Source organism: Saccharopolyspora pogona (assembly GCF_014697215.1).
Classification (GTDB): domain Bacteria; phylum Actinomycetota; class Actinomycetes; order Mycobacteriales; family Pseudonocardiaceae; genus Saccharopolyspora; species Saccharopolyspora hattusasensis.
Genome location: NZ_CP031142.1, coordinates 1528644 through 1546670, shown reverse-complemented (window position 1 = coordinate 1546670; position 18027 = coordinate 1528644). Strand labels below are relative to the sequence as shown.

The window sequence follows — 18027 nt, the reverse complement described above, 5'->3', positions numbered from 1 at the left end:
GAGGATCACCGCGCCAGCACGGGGACGGAAATGGATGAGAAGGACCCAACGATCGCCGGATCAGCGCTGCGCCGGCCGGAATCCCGCTAGCTGGCGACGCCATCTCCCGAACGAGCGGGCGCGGTCGACCGCGATAACTGCTACCGGATTGCCGGCCTGATCGCGGTAGAGCGCGAGGAAGTCGAGCGATTCGAGGCCGCCCTCGAGCACTTCGATCGTCGAATCCGCGGTGCGGTGACCGGCGAATTGGATCTTGTGACCATATTGGTCCGACCAGAAGTACGGCACCTCGTGATGCGTTGGCGGCAGGTAGCTCCGACCGAGGAGAGCAGACACTGCCGCAACCGGCTGCTGCACGGCATTGGTCCAGTGCTCCATGCGCCGGGCCGAGCCGAGGTAGTTCCGGTGGGAGTTGGCGCAGTCGCCGACCGCGACAAGGCCAGGGATGTTCGTGACGCCCTGCGAATCGGTCACCACACCATCGTCGAGGTCGACGCCCGACCCGCTCAGCCAATCCACGGACGGTGCCGCCCCGATCCCGACCACCACCACATCGGCGGGGAGTTCGCGGCCATCGGTCAGGCGGACGGCCTTCACCTGCGTGCTGCCGACCAGCTCGGCGAGCGAAACGCCGGTGTGCAGCCGGACTCCCCTGGTGGCGTGCAGCCCGGCGCAGATCTCGCCCATCTCAGCGCCGAGCGGCTTCAGCAGCGGCACGGGCGCAGCCTCGACGACATCGACCTCGACGCCCAATCCCACCGCCGTCGACGCGATCTCGGAACCGATGAACCCCGCCCCGATCACAACCAGACGGGCTCCCGCGACCAACTCCTCGCGCAGCACCATGGCATCGTCGAGCGTGCGGAGGGTGTGCACTCCCTTGGGCATCTCCCCGGGGAGGTTCTTGGCCCGGGCACCAGTCGCCAGCACCACGCCGTCGGACACGATCCGTTCGCCGTCGTCGAGCACCACCGCCCGCCCACCGGTGTCGAGGGCAGTCGCGGTGCATCCGAGGCGCCACTCCGCGAGCAGTGCGGCGTCCTCAGGCGTCGCCAGCTTCAGGTCGTCTTCCGAAACCGTTCCGCCCAAGAACTCCTTCGACAGCGGGGGGCGGTCGTAAGGCGCGTGAGCTTCGTCGCCGACCACGACGATGCGCCCCTCGAAACCCTGATCACGCAGCGCCCGGGTCGCCGTGAGCCCGGCGAGAGAAGCCCCGACAACAGTGATCGTCCGCATCATCGGACCTCTTCCGTAAGCGCCCCTACGACTACCGCCTCGACTTCCACCGACTCGTGCACGTAGACCTGACCGTCGGAGATGACGACTTCGTGCGTGCGCACCGGTTTCCGCGCGGGCGGCCCGCTGGGCCGCCCGGTGCGGAGATCGAAGCAGGCGGCGTGCAGCGGACATTCGACCGCGCATCCTTCGAGCCAGCCGTCCGACAGCGAAGCATCCTGGTGGGTGCACGTGTCGTCGATCGCGTAGAGGATGCCGTCCGCGTTGAAGACCGCGATCGTCACGCTGCCCTGCACACGTACGGACTCCCCGACCGGGATGTCGGACACCGCGCCAACTAAGATCATCGTTGCTCCTGTTGCTTATTGCGGAACACGACGTGCTATTCGCAACAGAGCATCCGGCACTTATCGTTTCCCGTCAATTAACCGATCCCAGATCGACTCACCTCAAGTTCGGAGTTGCAACATGCACAACAACAACAAGATCGCGGCCAAGTCTGAGCCCCGGACACAGACCCAGGCCGTCGACCGGGCGCTGTCGATGCTCGTCCTTCTGGCCCAACGCGGACCGGCCGGCGTGACCGAGCTGGCCCGCGAACTGGGGGTCCACAAGTCCACGGCATCCCGCCTCATGACCGCCCTGGAGAAGCACCGGTTCGTCGAACGGATAGGCCCGCGCGGAAGATACCGGCTCGGATTCGGCATCGTCCGGCTCGCCGGAGCGACGGCGGCAAAACTGGACATCGCCGGCGAAAGCAGGCCGATCTGCGCTCGGCTGGCATCCGAACTGCGCGGAACGGTGAGCCTCAGCGTCTTCGAGGGCGGCGGCGCGACCGCCGTCGTGCAGGAGCCGAGCACTGAGCGCAACTGGATCGGCCTCCGAGTCCCGCTCCATGCGACTGCGAGCGGAAAAGTGCTGCTGGCGAGCTTCGGATTCGAGGAAATCGACGACGCCCTGAAGCAACCGCTGCGGCGTTTCACCGCGCACACCGTCACCTCGCGAGGCGCCTTGCTGGCAGACCTGAACCGGGTGCGCGACCGCGGCTGGGCAGCCGCCAGCGGCGAGTTCGAACCCGATCTCCACACCGTCGCCGTCCCGGTGCGCGGCCCGGGCGGGCGCATCGCCGGAGCGCTGAGCGTATCGGCGGACGAGGCCCATCTCCGCCCCGCGGACTTCCAGGGCATTTCACGCATTCTCGCCCAAGCCGCCGAGGAGATCCTCGATCGCTTGCAAAGTCTCGCGGGCCCGTAGCCGGCGCAGCGATCCTTGACCACCACTAACACATCTAATAGCTTGCATAGATATATCAGTCGCATGAAACACGGGTGATCATGAATCCACGCCACCGCAGGTCTTCGTTGTGCATGGGACGGAATGGAGCGGCCGGGTGAGCGGGGCGACCGAAGATCCTCGGGCCGCGGTCGACCAGGTAGCCGTCGCGGATGCGCAGACCATTCGTCGCGCGACAACGGCTGCAACATTGGGAAACGTCGCCGAGTGGTACGACTTCGGCATCTATTCCTATCTCGCAGCAATTGCCCTGGATCGGGTTTTCTTCCCCGATGCCGGGGAGTGGGCGGCGGTGTTCACCCTGGGCACGTTCGCCGCCGCATTCTTGGTTCGCCCGCTCGGCGGTCTCATCCTCGGCCCGCTGGGTGACCGCATCGGCCGGACCAGGGTCCTCTCCGCCACGGTTCTCCTGATGGCGATCGCCACTGCACTGCTCGGGCTCGTTCCCAGCTACGGTGCGATCGGTATCGCGGCCCCGTTGATCGTGTTGTTCATCCGGATGCTGCAGGGCTTTTCCGCGGGTGGCGAGTACACCGGAGCACTGACCCTCGTCGCGGAGTACGCCCCGGACCGGCGGCGCGGTTTCCTGGGCAGCTGGCTGGAGTTTGGCACGCTGGTCGGGTACACGCTCGGCGCGGGAATCTGCACGATCCTGGTCGCCGTGCTGCCGGAGGACGATCTGTTGACCTGGGGATGGCGGTTGCCCTTCATGCTCGCCATTCCGGTGGGCATCATCGGGATCTACCTGCGGATGCGCCTGGAGGAGACGCCCGCGTTCCGGCAGCTGATGGAGCGTTCACCGGCGATGGCCACCATGTCGCTCCGCCGTGTCTTCCAGATCTTGGTGACCCATTACCGCTCGGCGGCGCTAATCGCTGGCGGACTGATCGTGGCCTGGAACGTCACCAACTACGTTCTGACGAACTACGTGCCGACCTACCTGACGGGCACCCTACCGGCCTACGGCAAGAGCGGGACCAGCGAGGGGCTCTCGACCACGCTCCAGGTGGCCGTCATGCTGGCGATGCTCTGCGTCATCGTGTTCGTCGGCAAACTCAGCGACAGGATCGGCAGGAAGCCGATCCTGATTACCGGCAGCGTCTCGCTCGTCCTGCTCGGCCTGCCTTCGGTCTGGCTGCTGAGAGCGGGGCTCACCGGCCAGGTCCCCGGCTTGCTGATCATGGGTTTCGCGCTGCTCTGCTTCGCGGCGGTGACCCCCTCGACACTGCCCGCGCTCTTTCCCACCTTCATCCGGTACGGCAGCCTCGCCATCATCTTCAACTTCTTCGTTTCTGCGTTCGCGGGCACCGCGCCCACGGTCATCGGTGTCGCGGTGACCACGACCGGCAACCTCGACTGGCCTGGCTACTACCTCACCGGGGCAGGTGCAATCGGGCTCGTGAGCGCCTTGTTCCTCAAAGAGCCGGCCGGACAGCCGCTGGCAGGGGCGGCGCCGCTCACCTCCAGCGCGGACCTACCCGCACCGAAGCTCTCGAAAGACGGCGTGCCGTTGGAAAATCCGTCCGCGCGCCGACGGAGATGACGAATCGCGCCCGCGGACGCAGCAAGCCCAATACGCGCATTGCCCCTTCACGATGACTGTGCGCATTCTCCGGTCCAGGCGTCGGCCGAGAGTGGATCGCGGCGAAGCACGAGCTTGGTCGTCCTTGCTGCGAAAGCGCTGGGCGCGGTCCCAGTCAGCCGTGAGCGGGGTGACCTGCTCAGCCGGAAACCCGGTGCGGCTGACGAAGTCCAGGAGATCCGGGAGCATGGCACGGACGTGGGAAACACCGAGTCGAAGTGTCGCGCGCACGACTTGGCACCCGCGCATCGTTTTCGGCAGATCGTCCACAGCTGGCATGCACGTCCGCCCCGGCCCCTCACACCGCAGTTTGTTCGTGACGTTCGTATAGAATTCAACATGGACCGGAGTCGCTCCGCCTGCTCGGGCGGAGCGTGAGGAGAATCGATGGTCGATCCGACGAACACCCGTCCCATCGAGGAAGATGTGGTCAGGGATTTCGGCACCACCATGTCCTACGGCCAGTACTTGAACCTCGACAAGTTGCTCGGCGCCCAGCAGCCGGTCAGCGAACCCGAGAACCACGACGAGCTGTTGTTCATCATCCAGCACCAGGCTGCGGAGCTGTGGCTCAAGCTCGTGCTGCACGAACTCCGGACCGCGCGCGAGCACCTGGCAGGCGACCGGCTACAACAGGCGCTTAAGGGACTGGCCAGGGTCAAGCGCATCCAGCACACCCTCACCGAGCAGTGGTCGGTACTGGCAACCCTGACACCTTCGGAATTCGCGCAGTTCCGCGGATTCCTCGGCAGATCATCAGGATTCCAGTCTTACCAGTACCGCGCCGTGGAGTTCATCCTCGGCAACAAGAACGTCGAGATGCTGGAGGTGTTCCGGCACGAGGAGCATGCCCACGCACTGCTGTCCGGGCTGCTCGGACAACCCAGCATCTACGACGAATTCCTCCGGTACCTCGCCCGGCGCGGGTACCAGGTCCCCGCCCCGCTGCTGGAGCGCGACGTCAGCCACGCACACACCTACGTGCCCGAGCTCGTGCCCGTCTTCCGGAAGATCTACGAGTCGGTCGCGGAGAACTGGGATACCTACGAAGCCTGCGAGGAACTCGTGGACTTGGAGGACAACTTCCAGTTATGGCGCTTCCGGCACCTGAAGACCGTGGAGCGCACGATCGGGTTCAAGCGGGGCACCGGTGGGTCCAGCGGCGTGCCTTTCCTCCGCGACGCGCTAGACCTGACCTTCTTCCCCGAGCTGTACGCGGTGCGCACCGAGATCACCCGGTAGACGGCCAGGAGGACCACGATGCCGAGCGACGAGGACGAATGGGCGATCGCCGATTCCGCCTGGTGGGGACGGTGGTTCGACCGGTGCGCGGTGCGCCTGCGCCGTGGCCGTGCCGTCGGTACGGGGCCGCTGCCACCCTGGTCGGTGCCGCGAGGCGCACGGGTCCGGCACGTCGAGGGCACCCTGCTGCCCGGGCTGCGCGACGCCCACGTGCACTCGAGCCTGGTGGACCTCCGTGCCGTCCGCGCCGGCGGCATCGCGCAGGTCGACGACCTGGGCAGCGTTCCCGCCCTGATCGCGGAACTGGTGGCCGCCGACGATCCGAAGTTGCCGCGGGTCCGGGCGGTCGGAGCCTTCCTGACCGCGCCGGGCGGATATCCCAGCGATCGATCCTGGGCGCCGCCCGGCAGTTTCCGGGAGGTGCATTCGGTGATCGACGCCGAAACCGCCGTGGGGGAGCAACACCAGTTCGGCGCTCAGGCCATCAAGGTCGTCCTGCATCCCGAGGCAGGGCCCACGCTCCCCGCACGTGTGCTCAAAGAGATCGTCTCCACGGCGCACGACCTCAAGCTGCCGGTCATCGCACACACCGAAGGCGACAACACCGTCCGCGACGCCTACGAAGCAGGCGTCGACAGGCTCGCGCACACGCCTTGGACCGAAAGCATCGACGACCGGCTGCTGACTGACGTGGCACAGCGGATGAGCTGGATCAGCACGCTCGACATCCACGGATACGGGGCTGATACGGTCGAGCTGCGCACCGCGATCGACAACCTGCGCCGGTTCTTCAATCGCGGCGGAACCACGTGCTATGGAACCGATCTCGGCAACGGGCCGCTCCCGATGGGCATCAACCCGCGCGAGGTCGCCGCACTGCAAACCGCTGGCCTCGCGCCCGACGACGTGCTGACCGCGATGACCGATCTCGACAACCCCGCGACACCTCCCTGCTGGGTCCCGAACGGCCTCGATCGCCCGCCATCCCGGTTCGCCAGCTCCCTGCGCACCGCCCGAGTTCTCGACCCGCCCCCGACGTCCTGACTCGACCACCAACGGAGGAAGAACACATGTCCGACCGCACCGGCCTCCTGGAGAAAGCGCATGTGCTGGATGACGCCGATCCGCTGCGCGGCTTCCAGGAACGGTTCTTGACGCCCGACGGCGCGGACGTCGTCGCCTACCTCGACGGCAACTCCCTGGGACGACCCGCTCGTGCGATCCCCGAGCGCATGGACCGGTTCATCCACCAACAGTGGGGACAACGCCTGATCCGGGGGTGGACCGACGAATGGCTCGACTGGCCGGAAGCGATCGGCGACCGCCTCGGCCGGGCCGCGCTCGGCGCCGCACCCGGACAAGTCGTCGTGGCCGACTCAACCACCGTCATGCTCTACAAGCTCGCCCGCGCTGCGGTCGCCGCCCGGCCCGGCCGACGCGAAATCGTCCTCGACACCGACAACTTCCCCACCGACCGCTACGTCCTGGAAGGCATCGCCGCCGAACGCGGCCTGGTCCTCAAGTGGATCGAAACCGACCCGGCGGCGGGCATCACCGACGAACAGGTCGCCGGCGCAGTCGGCCCGAACACCGCGTTGGTCGTGTTCAGCCACGTCGCATACCGCTCCGGCTACCTGGCCGACGCCGGAGCCATCACGCGCACGGCACACCGAGCCGGTGCGTTGGTGCTGTGGGACCTCTGCCATTCGGTCGGTTCGGTACCCGTGCACCTCGACGCGTGGGACGCCGATTTCGCCGTCGGCTGCACCTACAAGTACCTCAATGGCGGGCCCGGATCTCCTGCCTTCGGCTACGTCAACCAGCGCCGCCACGGGCTCGCGCAGCAGCCGATCTGGGGCTGGATGGGACATCGCGAACCGTTCACGATGGGGCCCGGGTACCAACCCGCCGACGGCATCCGCGGGCTGCTCAGCGGCACGCCCCCGATCCTGGCGATGCTCCCGCTGCTCACCGGCCTGGACATGCTCGAGGAAGTGGGGATCGAAGCAGTCCGCGCGAAATCGTCGCTGCTGACCCAATACGCCCTCGAACTGGCGGACGCGTGGCTGTTCGACCGGGGCGTGCAGCTGACCTCACCACGCGAACCCGAGCGCCGCGGCGGCCACATCACAGTGCGCCGAGCCGACTTCCGGGAGGTCACCGAGCTGCTCTGGCAACGCGGTGTCATCCCGGACTTCCGCGCACCGGACGGAATCCGCATCGGCCTCGCCCCGCTGAGCACCAGTTTCGTCGAGGTCCACAACGGTCTCTCCGCACTCCACCAACTCGTCGACGAACGCGGGAAGCCGTGACGATCCAGCCCGCTTCGCGAGGTCAGGCCCGGGCGAGCTCGCGGAGCACGAAGCGCCGGAGCTTACCGTTGCTGGTGCGGGGCAGGGCTTCCAGGAATTCGATCGCCCTCGGGTACTTGTATGGCGCGATGCGCTGCTTGACGAAGTCCTGGAGTTCGGCAATCTTTTCCGCTCCGCCCACCAGTCCATCGCCAGCACGACGTAGACCTTGACGATCGAGCCGCGCTGCTCGTCCGGCGCGGCCACCACCCCGGCTTCGACCACGTCGGGGTGCCCCAGTTGCGCCTCCTTCACTTCGGGGCCCGCGATGTTGTAGCCAGCGGAGATGATCAGGTCGTTGCGCGCCTGTTTGCCCACCGCGAAGGCACCAACGCTGGACCGCCACCGACGACCGCGATACGCACCGCGGGCTCCTTCCGCCGGTTCCGCTCCCGATGGAATATGTCGTTTTCTGCACGAGCGTCAACTTTACGTAATATCACCTCCGTGATGACGAGAAACTGTTTGGTCACCGGAGCCGGCCGGTGCATCGGTCGCACCATCGCCCAGCGGTCCTTTCAGCTGTGCGCGCGCAGCGCCGCGATCAGCGGGCAAGGGATCACTGTGGACGGAGGAGCGGTTCAATCTGGACCATCGAACGGATCAACCCCGCAGAACTGGCCGCGCCCGGCGGGTTTCGCACACGCCGTGGTGGCATCGAACTGCCGCCTGGTGTTCCTCGCGGGCCAGACCGCGCTCGACGGCGACGGCAAGATCTTCGGAGACGGCGTCGTCGCGCAGTTCCACTAAGCACTGGGCAGCCTGCTCACCGCACTGCGCGCCGCCAGGGGTCGCCCGGAGCCATGACGGAGCTGACGGTCTACGTCGTGGACGTGGACGACTACCTCGAGCACGCCCGGGAAATCGGCGCGGTGTGGCGCGAACTCGTAGGGCGGGACTACCCGGCGATGGCCGGAATCGGCGTGCAGCGCCGCTGGAACGCCGAGGCGCTGGTCGAGATCAAGGGCACCGCCGCGATCCCCGCCGAACCGATCAGCGTGCCGTGACGGCTTCGACGTGCTCGTGGGCCTGTTGCTCCAACAAGGACTTCAGCGTGAAGAACACCTCCGCGGCCACCGTCCCGTTCCAGTCCTTCGGCAGCAGCTCGGCGGGCAGCCCGGGGTCGAGGTAGGGCAATCGGCGCCAGTCGGTGAGCACCCGCACGTAGTCGGCGAAGGCCTCCGGTCCGCGCGGTGCCCGGCGACGCCGCCACCGCCGCAGCACCGGCTGGTGCACCCCGATGAACTCGCCGTAGAGCTGCTGCAGTTGCTCCAGGTCCCACCACTTCGCCACCTTGGTCCGCAGATCGCCGAAAGCGAGGTGCTCGGCGTGGAACAGATCGGCGTAGCCGGCCAGCTCGTAGCGCCGCAGGACGCTGCTCGCCGCGTCCCGCAGGTCGGCCGGGGCGATCCACACCCCCGGCGCGGCGGTGCCGAAGCCCAGCCGCGTCAGCTGGGTGCGCAGCACGTGCCGCTTCTGCCGTTCGGATTCCGGGACCGAGAACACCGCCAGCACCCAACCCTCGGCGAGGGTGGCGCGCTCCGGTCGGAAGATCCGCTCGTCGCCTTCCCGCAGGATCTCCAGCGCAGCACCGGCAGTTCGTAGCCCGCCGCCCCGCCGCGCCGCTCGGCCAGCAGAATCCCGCGCCGCTTCAGCCGCGAGATCGACGAGCGCACCGCGGGCTCGTCGACGCCGAGATCGGCGAGCAGCTGCACCAGCGACGCCACCGACAGCCAGCCGGCGGCCTCCCGCGCGTACAAGCCGTAGATGGTGACGATCAGCTGTCTGGGCTGCATGCCGCGGCCGGTCAGTTCGCTCACCACGGCCTCGCCCACCGAGGCGCTGTCCGTCACCATGTCCGTCGTCACGCAAACACGATAACAGCGGTCGCGCAGGTCGACGCGATCCACAGTGTCACGTCCACCGCAGTCGCCGAATCCTTTGCCGCGCCGGGCAATTCCCGGCCGGTCGCGGTTCCCGGCACGCCGGCGCCGAGCTGCGGGCGCTGACCGAGACCTGCGGAGCGCTGCTCGCCACCTCGGCGGTGGCGCGGGGCCTGTTCCACGACGACCCGTGGTCGTTGGACGTCTCCGGTGGGTTCGCCACGCCGCTGGCCGCCGAGTTGATCTCCGGAGCCGACCTCATCGTCGGTTGGGGCACCGCCCTGAACATGTGGACCATGCGGCACGGCAACCTGATCGGCCCCGGGTGCACGCTGGTGCAGGTCGATCTCGAGAGCGAGGCGATCGGCGCGCACCGCCCGGTTGACCTCGGGGTGCTCGGCGACGTCGCCGCGACCGCCGAGGCGACGCGGGCCGAACTCGCCGATCGCGGCATCCAGCGCGCCCGCTACCGCGTTCCGTTGGTGCGGGAACGGATCGCCCGCGAAGGTTCCTGGCGCGACGTGGAATTCGTCGACCAGTCCACACCGGATGCCATCGATCCGCGCGCGCTGACCATCGCCTTGAACGGGCTGCTACCCGAAGAGCGGGTGGTGGCGGTGGATTCCGGCAACTTCATGGGATATCCGAGCATGTTCCTGCGGGTTCCCGACGAGCACGGCTTCTGCTTCACCCAAGCCTTCCAGTCCATCGGCCTCGGCCTGGCCACCGCCGTCGGCGCCGCGCTGGCCCGCCCGGACCGGCTAGCGGTAGCCGTGCTCGGCGACGGCGGCGCGCTGATGGGCATCGCCGAACTGGAAACCGCGGTCCGGCTCGGCCTGCCGATGATGATCGTGGTCTACAATGACCACGCCTACGGCGCGGAGGTCCACCACTTCGGACTGGACGGCCACCGGCTGGACACCGTCGAGTTCCCGGACACCGACCTCGCCGCCGCCGCGCGCGGCTTCGGCTGCACCGGAGTCACGGTGCGCACCGCAGCAGACCTCGCGCCAGTACGCGACTGGCTGGCCGGACCGCGGACCAAGCCGTTGCTGATCGACGCCGAGATCGCTGCCAGCGAAGGTGCCTGGTGGCTCGTCGAAGCATTCCGCGGCCACTGACCCCGACGGATTGCTGACGGCGGGTGCTTCGGCGCGATCACGCACCGCTACCTGGGTCCGTGGGCGGGATTCGTGGTGCGCTGGACGTACTGGACGATCCAGGTGATCGCAGTGGGCGGCGAGCAGATCGCGGCCGGGATCTACACCCAGTTCTGGTGGCCCCAGTTGCCGTTGTGGCTGTCCGTCGTGGTGTTCTCGGTGCTCATCCTCGCGGTGAACGCGGGCAGCGCCCTCGATCCGGAACTCGTGGGCGACGTGCTCAGCGTCATGCGGGGCCTCGCCGACGACGGTATGACGATGCTCGTCGTCACGAACGAGATGGGTTTCGCCCGCGAGGTCACGGACCGCATGGTCCGTCATGGACGGTGGGGTCGTCGTCGAAGACGGCCCCACCGCAGGAGGTGATGGGCAATCCGCAACACGCCCGGCCCCGCTCATTCCCCGGTCTAATTCTCCACCCGAACACCCGGGCGCAGCCCTCGACGCCACTGCGTAGCGTCGGCGGAGCGGGTTTGCACCGCAGCCATGACGTGCTGGGCAATCATGCGGGTAAAGGACCACGTCCTCCGCCCCTGAAGGCACGAGGCAGCGGACGTGGTCCTGCCCGGTCACGCAGGCTGCATCGTTTGCGGCGTCACCTGACGGCACATGGCGGCGCACTGCGTCATCAGATCCGCCAGCTCGGTCATCTCCTTGGCATCCATCTGCCTGCACATGTCGGCGGACATCTCGCACATGTCGGCGCACATCCCGCACATCCGCACGCACATCTGCACCATGTCCGCGCCGGCCTTCGCCATGCTCGAACAGCGCATCATCATGTCCGCACACATGCGACACATTTCCGCGCAGGACATCAACATCATGCTCATCTGCATCGATTGTTCACTGCGCATCTCCATGCAGCGGGACAACATCTGCTCGCACTTGTCATGACATTTGTTGCACATGTCAATGCACTGCTGCATCTCGGTGCTCATCTGACGTGTCATTTCTGAACCCCCGTAGTTTCGGTTCGAATGGGGCAGCCGGCGAATGTGGTCCATCAGCTGCCCCAAGAGATCTGCCTACTCCAGGTCAATCGAGATCGCATTTCGTCAACACCCACGGGAGCTGCAGACATCCGGCCATCGAGCTGCCCGTGACCCGTGGCTACGCAGCCACGTCTGTGGCGGGGATCGGCAGGGAAGACGCCCTGAGGCGCACCGGCCCCACCCACTGACCTGCGCAACGGGCCGGTTCCCTTATAGCCTGCACAATGTGGTGGTCGACGATCTTGTTGAGTTTCGCAGTTACGCGGCGGCTGCTGCGCAGGCCAGGGAGTAGTCCCGCAATAAATCGGGATCGACTTGGCCTGGGCTAATGGCGGTATCGGGCTGCGATCAAGGTTCTGCGTATCTTGGCGATCATGTCGTGGAAGGAGGGTTTGGTCTTGTTGTCGTACCACGGCTCGGCGCGTCGCCGGGTCAGCACATCGTCGGGGTGATAGCCGTGCAGGGCGTACCAGACAATGACCAGGGTCTGCACCAGCATGCCGAATGGCACGGTCCGCTCGACCGCCCGGGGCACTCGGTTGCTGGCCTGCCCGACACCGGCTTGTTGCTTGCTGACGGCGTTGCACGGCTCGATCGACCACCGCATCGCGTAGCGCTGCACCACCCCGGCGGGTGGTGGCGGCGTCGACGGTGGCGAAGGAACGCTTGTCTGGTGCCTCCGCCGACGCAAGGCGCAAACTGGCTGCGACCGTCTATCGGCAGGTGCCGGAGCCGACATCGGTAAAGCCCGTACCGCTGCCCGGCACTGGGACGAAACTCCAGTCGTAGCCGGTAGGCTTCAAGGTCAGAGCGAGCGCTCCGAAGGTGTCGGCCTGGGCCGCCTCGAGGTTCGGCACGGCGTCAGGGACGCCGTGGAAGCCGACGCCTCCGGTGCCAACGATGAACTCGCGCGGACCGTCAGGGGTGGGATTGCCGTCGACGTCCTGGGGCGCGAACCGCTGGTAGGTGTGGTCGTGGCCGTTGAGGACGAGGTCGACGCCGTACCGGTCGGCGAGCTCGTAGAGCGGGCGCCCATCCGGGTTGCCGTACATGCCGCCGCGGAACGTGCCGGTGTAGACCGGCTTGTGCCACACAGCCATGGTGCACTTGTTCTGGTGGCTCTTGAGGTCCTGCTCGAGCCACGTGTACTGGCCGGACCCGGGGGCGCAGGAGACCACGCCGCACTCGGTGTTGAGCGCGACGACGTGCCACCGGCCGATGTCGTAGGAGTAGTAGCCCTTCTCCCGGTCACCGGCGCGGCCGTCGTCCTTGCCGACGCCGTTGAAGTAGTCGAAGTAGCCGTCGGCCCGAGCCCCGGGGTGGTAGGCCTGCCCGTACTCGTGGTTGCCGACGACCGGATAGGTGATGTCCTTCAGGCTGCCCCAGGACTTGTCGTACGAGGCGAGGAAGGCGGGCAGGGTGCCCACGTCGTACTGGTTGTCGGCGAGGGTGAGCACGGCCGCGGGGTTGTGCGACCTGACGAGGTCCGCAACCTCCGCCTGCCGGCACGCGGTCGGCGTGGTCCGGCTCGTCGCCGCACAGGCGATGTCGCCGGCAACCATGATCGTCGGCGCGTCGGGGCCGGCCATAGGGCCGTCCCAGACCTGCCCGCGGTCGTAGGCGCCAGGGCGGATCACCGGCTGCGGGGTCATGAACGTGCTGGTGCTCGTCGTCGTGTTACCGGCCGCATCGGTCACCGTCACCGCCAACACGTGCTTGCCCGCCGGGATGTTCTCGGTCGGGAACGAGTCCGGTACCGGGATCTTCGTGCCGTCGAGCACCGCCGTGGTCGACGCGACGTTCGAGACGGCGTCATGTGCCGCCACAGTCACTTCGACCCGTCCGCTCGAGACCGTCGACCCGTCGGCGGGGCTGATCGAGGAGATCTGCGGCCCGGTGTTGTCCGTGGCGAAGCGGACTTCTTTGCGCCGATCTCCGTTGGCGGCCACGAGGGTGTGCGTGCCATCGGGGAGAAAACCCGTCGCCAGCTGAGCGGACACACCGGTCGCTGCATTCTGGTCGAGGTCGATCGCGAAGGGCGCGGTGACCTGGTCCTCGGTTGCATTCCCGCCGGGATACCCATCGCCCAGGGAGATCACCGTGGACGGGGACACGCCCGGTTCGCGAGCCTCGCTGCCATCGAGCGTCGTGAGCCGCACGTTCCGGATGGTGAAGTCGTCGTGGTTGCGGGTCAGGTCTGTCGGCGAGAGCGAGCTGCCGGCGCGGACCACGACCGTGTTGCTGCCCGCCTCGAGATACCCCGCCGGGATCGGGACCTCCGCCGTCGCATACCCGGAGTAGTCCTTGTTGATGAGCCCGACCATGCGGCCGTTCACCCAGACCGAGTTGAGCAGCTTCTGCGACCCGCTCTGGATGCCGTCCGCCTCGAACCTGAGGGTCGCCGGCAGGCTCGGCGCAGCAGCCGTGGCCAGTTCTTGCCCGTCGACCTGCAGCGACGGCGACCCGCTCGCGTACACGACCACGTCTCCGCGGACCACATCCCCCTCGCTCAGCGAGAGCCCCGGCGCGGTCTCCGCCGCCGCTGCCGGCCCCACCAGCGCGCCGACGACACCGATGACGAGCACGGTCGTGGCTGCCGCCAGCACGCGACGACGTGGTCGTGACATGAGTTGCCCTCCCAAGCAGGAAGAGGCCCCGCACGGGTGCCTCGTCCGGCAAGGTACGGAGCTCAGATGTCCCGATGTTGAACTCCACGCCAACACCGCAGCCGCCGCAGGCTACGAACAACCGGCAATGGCGCGCGCCGGATCGGCGGCCGAAACCGCTGGGTCCGCGTGCACATCCTCAATGTTCGAGGAGCCGGCGCAGGACCGGCCGGGCTGCTTGAACCGGATCCGTGTCCGCGGGCATCCGCAATGCGCCGCTGAGCCACAGGTTGGCGAAGCCGTGCACGATCGACCAGGCCGCGAGGGTGGTGTGCTCCGGGCCGGACGGCGGGACGGTTACGGCCCGCGCACCTGCGCGCAGCACGTCACCGGCGCGCGCCTCGGCCTTCTGGACCGCCTCGTCGTCGTCCCGGTAGAGGCCGGGCTGGAACATCACGCCGAAGTGGGCCGGATAGGTCACGGCGAAGGAAACGTAGGCGAGGCCCATGTCGAGCAAGTCAGGTTCGGCCGCTTCGAGGGCGTCGGCGAGCAGCGTGAACCCCTCGACGGCGATGGCGGTCAGCACGCCGCTCTTGTCACCGAAGTGGTGTGCGGGCGCAGCGTGCGAGACGCCGGCACGCCGAGCAAGTTCCCGCAGGCTCCAGCCGTCGAGACCCGAATCTCCGATGGCCTCGATGGCAGCGGCGACGATCGTGCGGCGAAGGTCCCCATGGTGGTATCCGATCTTGCTCACAGCGGGCCTTTCGCTCAGACGTGGACTGCACCCGGAGGCGAACTTGTCGTTGACAAGATATCAGGCACTCGATAGGTTCGAGAAGAACTTGACAGTGACTAGATCGGAACCGTCATGACACTCCTCGTACTTCTCATCGCACTCCTGGGACTGCGCGGGCTCGACGCCCTCGGCGTACGCCGGTTCGCCACCTGGCCCGCCGACGCGGCGCACGCGCTGGCGATCATGCTCGTCATGACCGCCAGCGCGCACTTCGCCCCGGCCGACGTCACCGTCATGCCGACGCACGACGACCTGGTCCGGATGGTGCCGCCCGCGGTGCCGTTCCCGTCGGCGATGGTCTACCTCACCGGTGTCCTTGAATTCCTCGGTGCCCTGGGCCTGATCATCCCCTGGACCCGCCGCGCGACCGGCTACTGCCTCACGCTGCTGTTCGTCGTGATGCTGCCAGCGAACATCTACGCCACCAGCGCGGAAGTCATGCTCGCCGGCGAACCTGTGTCCCCGCTGTGGCAGCGCAATCCGGAACAGATCCTCTACATCGCCGTGGCGTTCTGGGCCACCCGCGGTGCGAGCTCCCTCGCCCTGCGCGGGGCATTCCACGGCATCCCCACTACGGAGTCCCGGCGGTGAAACCCATCGACGTTATCGAGCCGGGCACTCCAACGAACAGCGTCCGGCTCCATCTCGTCGCCCCGGAGCGGAGCCGCACTCCACCAGTCCGGGCAAGCCTGCTCCGGGATCCGCTCCTTGCCGCCGGAACGATCCACAAGAGACTGTGACTCGCGGAGATCGAGAACCCCAGGCTGCCTCTTCCCAACACAGGCCGAGTTTCCCGGACCGCGCCAACCCTCGAACCACACCGCTTGGCAGCCCCGGTGCGATTTCCCCGAGCAGGGAAAGGTGCCCGATCGGTGGATCGAGGTGTTGCGTCGTCCCGGCGAGAATGCGCAGTTGACCGGAACGCAGGAACGGGGGCCGTGCATGGAGTCTTACGACGTCGTCATCGGTGCCGGATTCGCCGGGCTGACCGCCACTCGTGAGCTGTCGTTGCCCGGCCACTCCGCCTTCGGAACCCGCGCCCAGAGGCCGCGATCTACGACGCCGTGTTCGCCGAGATCTCCGCTGTCGGCTACGGCGGGCTGACCATGGAGGGCATCGCGAACCGCGTTCGCACCGCGAAGTCATCGCTGTACCGGCGGTGGAGCTCGGTGGAGGAGCTGGTCGGCGCGGCGGTGCACCGGCTGCCGCCCGACGCGGCGGTCGTCCCGGAGTCCGGCGACCTCCGCGAGGAGCTGATCGCCGCGCTCAACCGGATCAACGAAACGCTGGCCGGGCCGGTCGGCCAGGTCGTCGGCTCAATCCTCGGCGACCTCAAGGGTTCACCGGACCTGCAGGCCGCGGCCAGGGAGCAGGTGATCGCGCCCCGGATCCGGACGATGCACACCATCTTCGAGCGGGCCGCCCATCGGGGCGAGATCCGCCCCGGTGCGGCAACCCCGTTCGTGGTCCAAGCCGGACCGGCCGTCGTCATCGACACCTGCCTGCTGCCGGGCCTGTCGCTGTCCGCGCAGGACATCGCGGACATCGTCGACCAGGTGATCCTGCCCGCGGTACGGCCCGCGCCCTGACCCTCAAGAATCCACTGTGGAGCACTCAGCTCCGGGGCAGCGGGATGTCCGCGCGCTCGCTGCGCCGCGGTCCGTGCTCGACGTAGTCGGCGGCGAACCGCATGCCCTCCTGGTACGCCTCGACCCGCGCGCGGCCGATCTCGGCCTCGATCTGCTCGGGGTGCAGTTCCTCGGCCAGCGAACGCACCTCCGCCAGCCGGTGGCGGGTCTCCTCATCCATGCCGGTTCCGCCTTTCCTCGTCGGTTCCCCAGAGCCTCGCGGCTCCCGCCGAGTTCCGCACGATCAGGCGACCTCCGATGGCGACTGAACACGGAACGCCACTGCCACGGTCACGCGACGTGCGCACTATGGCCACCATCACGGCTCCCCCCCCCGCCATTTCGCGCAGTAACCGGCGCAGTAACCGGCGCGGTCACCGGTCGTTGACCCGGAAGTGCTGGCCTCACCAGCCTGCTCGTCGGCATCGCCACCGCAATCGGGCACCCGTGAAGGAGCCCCGCCCGGCACGGCGGGGCGGGAGCTCCGCGGTTCTGCCGGCGGTGTCAGCCGGCGTAGACGTCTTCGACGTAGCGACCGTCGGCGATGAGGCCCTGCAACCAGGCGTCGGCGACTTCCTGATCGCTGGCGGGGTTCTGCTCGCGGTACAGCGTGCGAAACGCGTCCCGCACGCCTGACGCCATGCGGTTGCCGTCGCCGCAGACGTGGCCGGCCCGTTCCGCGGCTGATCCACCTCGACACCCGGCCCGCGAGTCCTGTTCGGACTCGCGGGCCGTCTCGTCCGACCGCGGCCGGTCAGCCCGTCGTCGCCGGGTCAACCTTTTCCAGCAGTTCCAGCAGGGTTTGCCGCTGTTCGGCGGTGAGCGGAGCGAACAGCTGCGCCGCCGCGCGGGCGCGGATATCGGCCAGCCGCTTGCACATCTTCCGGCCTTCCCCGGTCAGCTCCAGCAGGGTGGAGCGGCGATTTCCGGGATCGACCTCGCGCCGCAGCAGGCCCACGTCCTCGAGGGCGTCGACGATCGGCGTCACCGCTCGCGGCACCACGTGCAGCAGTTCCGCCAGCTCCGCCATGCGCGGCGGCGTCTCACACCTGCCGAGCACGGACAGCGCACGCGCCTGCGCCGGGGTCAGCCCGAGATCCCCGGCACCGCGCCGCTGCAGGACGTGCGCGGACTTGGCGAGCCGCAGGAACAGCCCGCCGAGACGTTCGTCTTCACCACCGGCATCCACCCGGCCAGTTTAACAGAGTGACAGTAATAGTGAGCTATGGTAAATATGAAGGCATCTCCGCATCTG

At 67.7% G+C, this 18027-nt stretch carries 18 protein-coding genes and 3 pseudogenes; 10 read left to right on the top strand and 11 right to left on the bottom strand.

All coding sequences use genetic code 11. From position 1 onward, the window contains the following. Positions 1 to 60: 60 nt before the first annotated feature. Both DL519_RS06725 and DL519_RS06720 read right to left on the bottom strand, forming a co-directional pair. Positions 61 to 1236: an NAD(P)/FAD-dependent oxidoreductase gene (locus tag DL519_RS06725; RefSeq protein ID WP_190823805.1), complete on the bottom strand. Its 1176-nt coding sequence runs from the start codon at positions 1234 to 1236 to the stop codon at positions 61 to 63. Further along, positions 1236 to 1583 (bottom strand): bifunctional 3-phenylpropionate/cinnamic acid dioxygenase ferredoxin subunit, encoded by a 348-nt coding sequence (locus tag DL519_RS06720; protein WP_168588937.1) that lies wholly within the window; start codon positions 1581 to 1583, stop codon positions 1236 to 1238. The genes DL519_RS06725 and DL519_RS06720 overlap by 1 nt, the downstream gene beginning before the upstream one ends. A gap of 121 nt (positions 1584 to 1704) precedes the next feature. On the opposite strand from DL519_RS06720, the gene DL519_RS06715 reads away from it, so the two are divergent. The 5 genes from DL519_RS06715 to kynU all read left to right on the top strand — a co-directional run bounded on the left by DL519_RS06715 (position 1705) and on the right by kynU (position 7665). Beyond that, positions 1705 to 2490 carry an IclR family transcriptional regulator gene (locus DL519_RS06715; protein WP_190813338.1) on the top strand — a complete coding sequence of 262 codons (786 nt, stop codon included), beginning with the start codon at positions 1705 to 1707 and terminating at the stop codon, positions 2488 to 2490. Between the two features lie 136 nt (positions 2491 to 2626). After that, positions 2627 to 4072, top strand: coding sequence for an MFS transporter (locus DL519_RS06710; RefSeq protein ID WP_190813337.1), 1446 nt, complete (start codon positions 2627 to 2629; stop codon positions 4070 to 4072). A 426-nt stretch (positions 4073 to 4498) separates the two neighbouring features. Beyond that, complete coding sequence (kynA, locus tag DL519_RS06705) at positions 4499 to 5353, top strand: tryptophan 2,3-dioxygenase (protein ID WP_190813336.1); 855 nt, start codon at positions 4499 to 4501, stop codon at positions 5351 to 5353. A gap of 18 nt (positions 5354 to 5371) precedes the next feature. Continuing rightward, on the top strand, positions 5372 to 6397 hold the full coding sequence (locus DL519_RS06700; RefSeq protein ID WP_190813335.1) for an amidohydrolase family protein: 1026 nt from the start codon (positions 5372 to 5374) through the stop codon (positions 6395 to 6397). Positions 6398 to 6423: 26 nt separating this feature from the next. Next, positions 6424 to 7665, top strand: a complete 1242-nt coding sequence (gene kynU / locus DL519_RS06695) for a kynureninase (RefSeq protein WP_190813334.1) — start codon at positions 6424 to 6426, stop codon at positions 7663 to 7665. A gap of 22 nt (positions 7666 to 7687) precedes the next feature. On the opposite strand, the gene DL519_RS48430 is transcribed toward kynU, so the two are convergent. Next, the gene (locus DL519_RS48430) at positions 7688 to 7846 is read right to left on the bottom strand and encodes an AMP-binding enzyme (protein WP_263399589.1); all 159 of its coding nucleotides are present in this window, start codon (positions 7844 to 7846) and stop codon (positions 7688 to 7690) included. A gap of 451 nt (positions 7847 to 8297) precedes the next feature. Between DL519_RS48430 and DL519_RS06685 the strand changes: the two are divergent. Continuing rightward, a pseudogene (locus tag DL519_RS06685) lies at positions 8298 to 8711 on the top strand (RidA family protein). On the opposite strand, the pseudogene DL519_RS06680 reads toward DL519_RS06685, so the two are convergent. After that, positions 8698 to 9560 (bottom strand): annotated as a pseudogene (locus DL519_RS06680) (PaaX family transcriptional regulator). The pseudogenes DL519_RS06685 and DL519_RS06680 overlap by 14 nt on opposite strands. A 101-nt stretch (positions 9561 to 9661) precedes the next feature. Here DL519_RS06680 and DL519_RS06675 point away from each other — a divergent pair. Both DL519_RS06675 and DL519_RS49730 read left to right on the top strand, forming a co-directional pair. Beyond that, positions 9662 to 10708: pseudogene (locus DL519_RS06675) on the top strand (thiamine pyrophosphate-binding protein); the annotation flags it as partial. 75 nt (positions 10709 to 10783) lie between these two features. Next, complete coding sequence (locus tag DL519_RS49730) at positions 10784 to 11113, top strand: hypothetical protein (protein WP_397544931.1); 330 nt, start codon at positions 10784 to 10786, stop codon at positions 11111 to 11113. A gap of 203 nt (positions 11114 to 11316) precedes the next feature. Here DL519_RS49730 and DL519_RS06660 read toward each other — a convergent pair whose 3' ends face one another. The 4 genes from DL519_RS06660 to DL519_RS06645 form a co-directional block, all read right to left on the bottom strand. Next, complete coding sequence (locus DL519_RS06660; protein WP_223838516.1) at positions 11317 to 11688, bottom strand: hypothetical protein; 372 nt, start codon at positions 11686 to 11688, stop codon at positions 11317 to 11319. A gap of 379 nt (positions 11689 to 12067) precedes the next feature. Beyond that, positions 12068 to 12364 carry a hypothetical protein gene (locus DL519_RS06655; RefSeq protein ID WP_223838515.1) on the bottom strand — a complete coding sequence of 99 codons (297 nt, stop codon included), beginning with the start codon at positions 12362 to 12364 and terminating at the stop codon, positions 12068 to 12070. Between the two features lie 91 nt (positions 12365 to 12455). After that, entirely contained in the window at positions 12456 to 14369 is a 1914-nt protein-coding gene (locus tag DL519_RS06650) for a metallophosphoesterase (protein ID WP_190813332.1), read from the bottom strand. A 178-nt stretch (positions 14370 to 14547) separates the two neighbouring features. Beyond that, positions 14548 to 15102, bottom strand: a complete 555-nt coding sequence (locus DL519_RS06645; protein WP_190813331.1) for a TetR/AcrR family transcriptional regulator — start codon at positions 15100 to 15102, stop codon at positions 14548 to 14550. Between the two features lie 114 nt (positions 15103 to 15216). Between DL519_RS06645 and DL519_RS06640 the strand changes: the two genes are divergently transcribed. Continuing rightward, the gene (locus DL519_RS06640; protein WP_190813330.1) at positions 15217 to 15735 is read left to right on the top strand and encodes a DoxX family protein; all 519 of its coding nucleotides are present in this window, start codon (positions 15217 to 15219) and stop codon (positions 15733 to 15735) included. Positions 15736 to 16208: 473 nt separating this feature from the next. Next, a complete protein-coding gene (locus tag DL519_RS06630; protein WP_190813329.1) occupies positions 16209 to 16733 on the top strand; it encodes a TetR/AcrR family transcriptional regulator in 525 nt (174 codons plus the stop codon). 25 nt (positions 16734 to 16758) lie between these two features. Here the strand turns inward: DL519_RS06630 and DL519_RS06625 are convergent, their stop codons facing one another. The 3 genes from DL519_RS06625 to DL519_RS06620 form a co-directional block, all read right to left on the bottom strand. Then, positions 16759 to 16953, bottom strand: coding sequence for a hypothetical protein (locus DL519_RS06625; RefSeq protein WP_190813328.1), 195 nt, complete (start codon positions 16951 to 16953; stop codon positions 16759 to 16761). A gap of 323 nt (positions 16954 to 17276) precedes the next feature. Next, the gene (locus DL519_RS48425) at positions 17277 to 17402 is read right to left on the bottom strand and encodes a hypothetical protein (protein ID WP_263399588.1); all 126 of its coding nucleotides are present in this window, start codon (positions 17400 to 17402) and stop codon (positions 17277 to 17279) included. A 124-nt stretch (positions 17403 to 17526) separates the two neighbouring features. Continuing rightward, positions 17527 to 17961 carry a MarR family winged helix-turn-helix transcriptional regulator gene (locus tag DL519_RS06620; protein WP_190813327.1) on the bottom strand — a complete coding sequence of 145 codons (435 nt, stop codon included), beginning with the start codon at positions 17959 to 17961 and terminating at the stop codon, positions 17527 to 17529. Positions 17962 to 18027: the final 66 nt, after the last annotated feature.

Coding starts and splice junctions, on each gene's coding strand:
- DL519_RS06725 (WP_190823805.1), bottom strand. CDS start 1,236: ATGCGGACGATCACTGTTGTCGGGGCTTCTCTCGCCGGGCTCACGGCG.
- DL519_RS06720 (WP_168588937.1), bottom strand. CDS start 1,583: ATGATCTTAGTTGGCGCGGTGTCCGACATCCCGGTCGGGGAGTCCGTA.
- DL519_RS06715 (WP_190813338.1), top strand. CDS start 1,705: ATGCACAACAACAACAAGATCGCGGCCAAGTCTGAGCCCCGGACACAG.
- kynA (WP_190813336.1), top strand. CDS start 4,499: ATGGTCGATCCGACGAACACCCGTCCCATCGAGGAAGATGTGGTCAGG.
- DL519_RS06700 (WP_190813335.1), top strand. CDS start 5,372: ATGCCGAGCGACGAGGACGAATGGGCGATCGCCGATTCCGCCTGGTGG.
- kynU (WP_190813334.1), top strand. CDS start 6,424: ATGTCCGACCGCACCGGCCTCCTGGAGAAAGCGCATGTGCTGGATGAC.
- DL519_RS06660 (WP_223838516.1), bottom strand. CDS start 11,688: ATGAGCACCGAGATGCAGCAGTGCATTGACATGTGCAACAAATGTCAT.
- DL519_RS06650 (WP_190813332.1), bottom strand. CDS start 14,369: ATGTCACGACCACGTCGTCGCGTGCTGGCGGCAGCCACGACCGTGCTC.
- DL519_RS06640 (WP_190813330.1), top strand. CDS start 15,217: ATGACACTCCTCGTACTTCTCATCGCACTCCTGGGACTGCGCGGGCTC.
- DL519_RS06625 (WP_190813328.1), bottom strand. CDS start 16,953: ATGGATGAGGAGACCCGCCACCGGCTGGCGGAGGTGCGTTCGCTGGCC.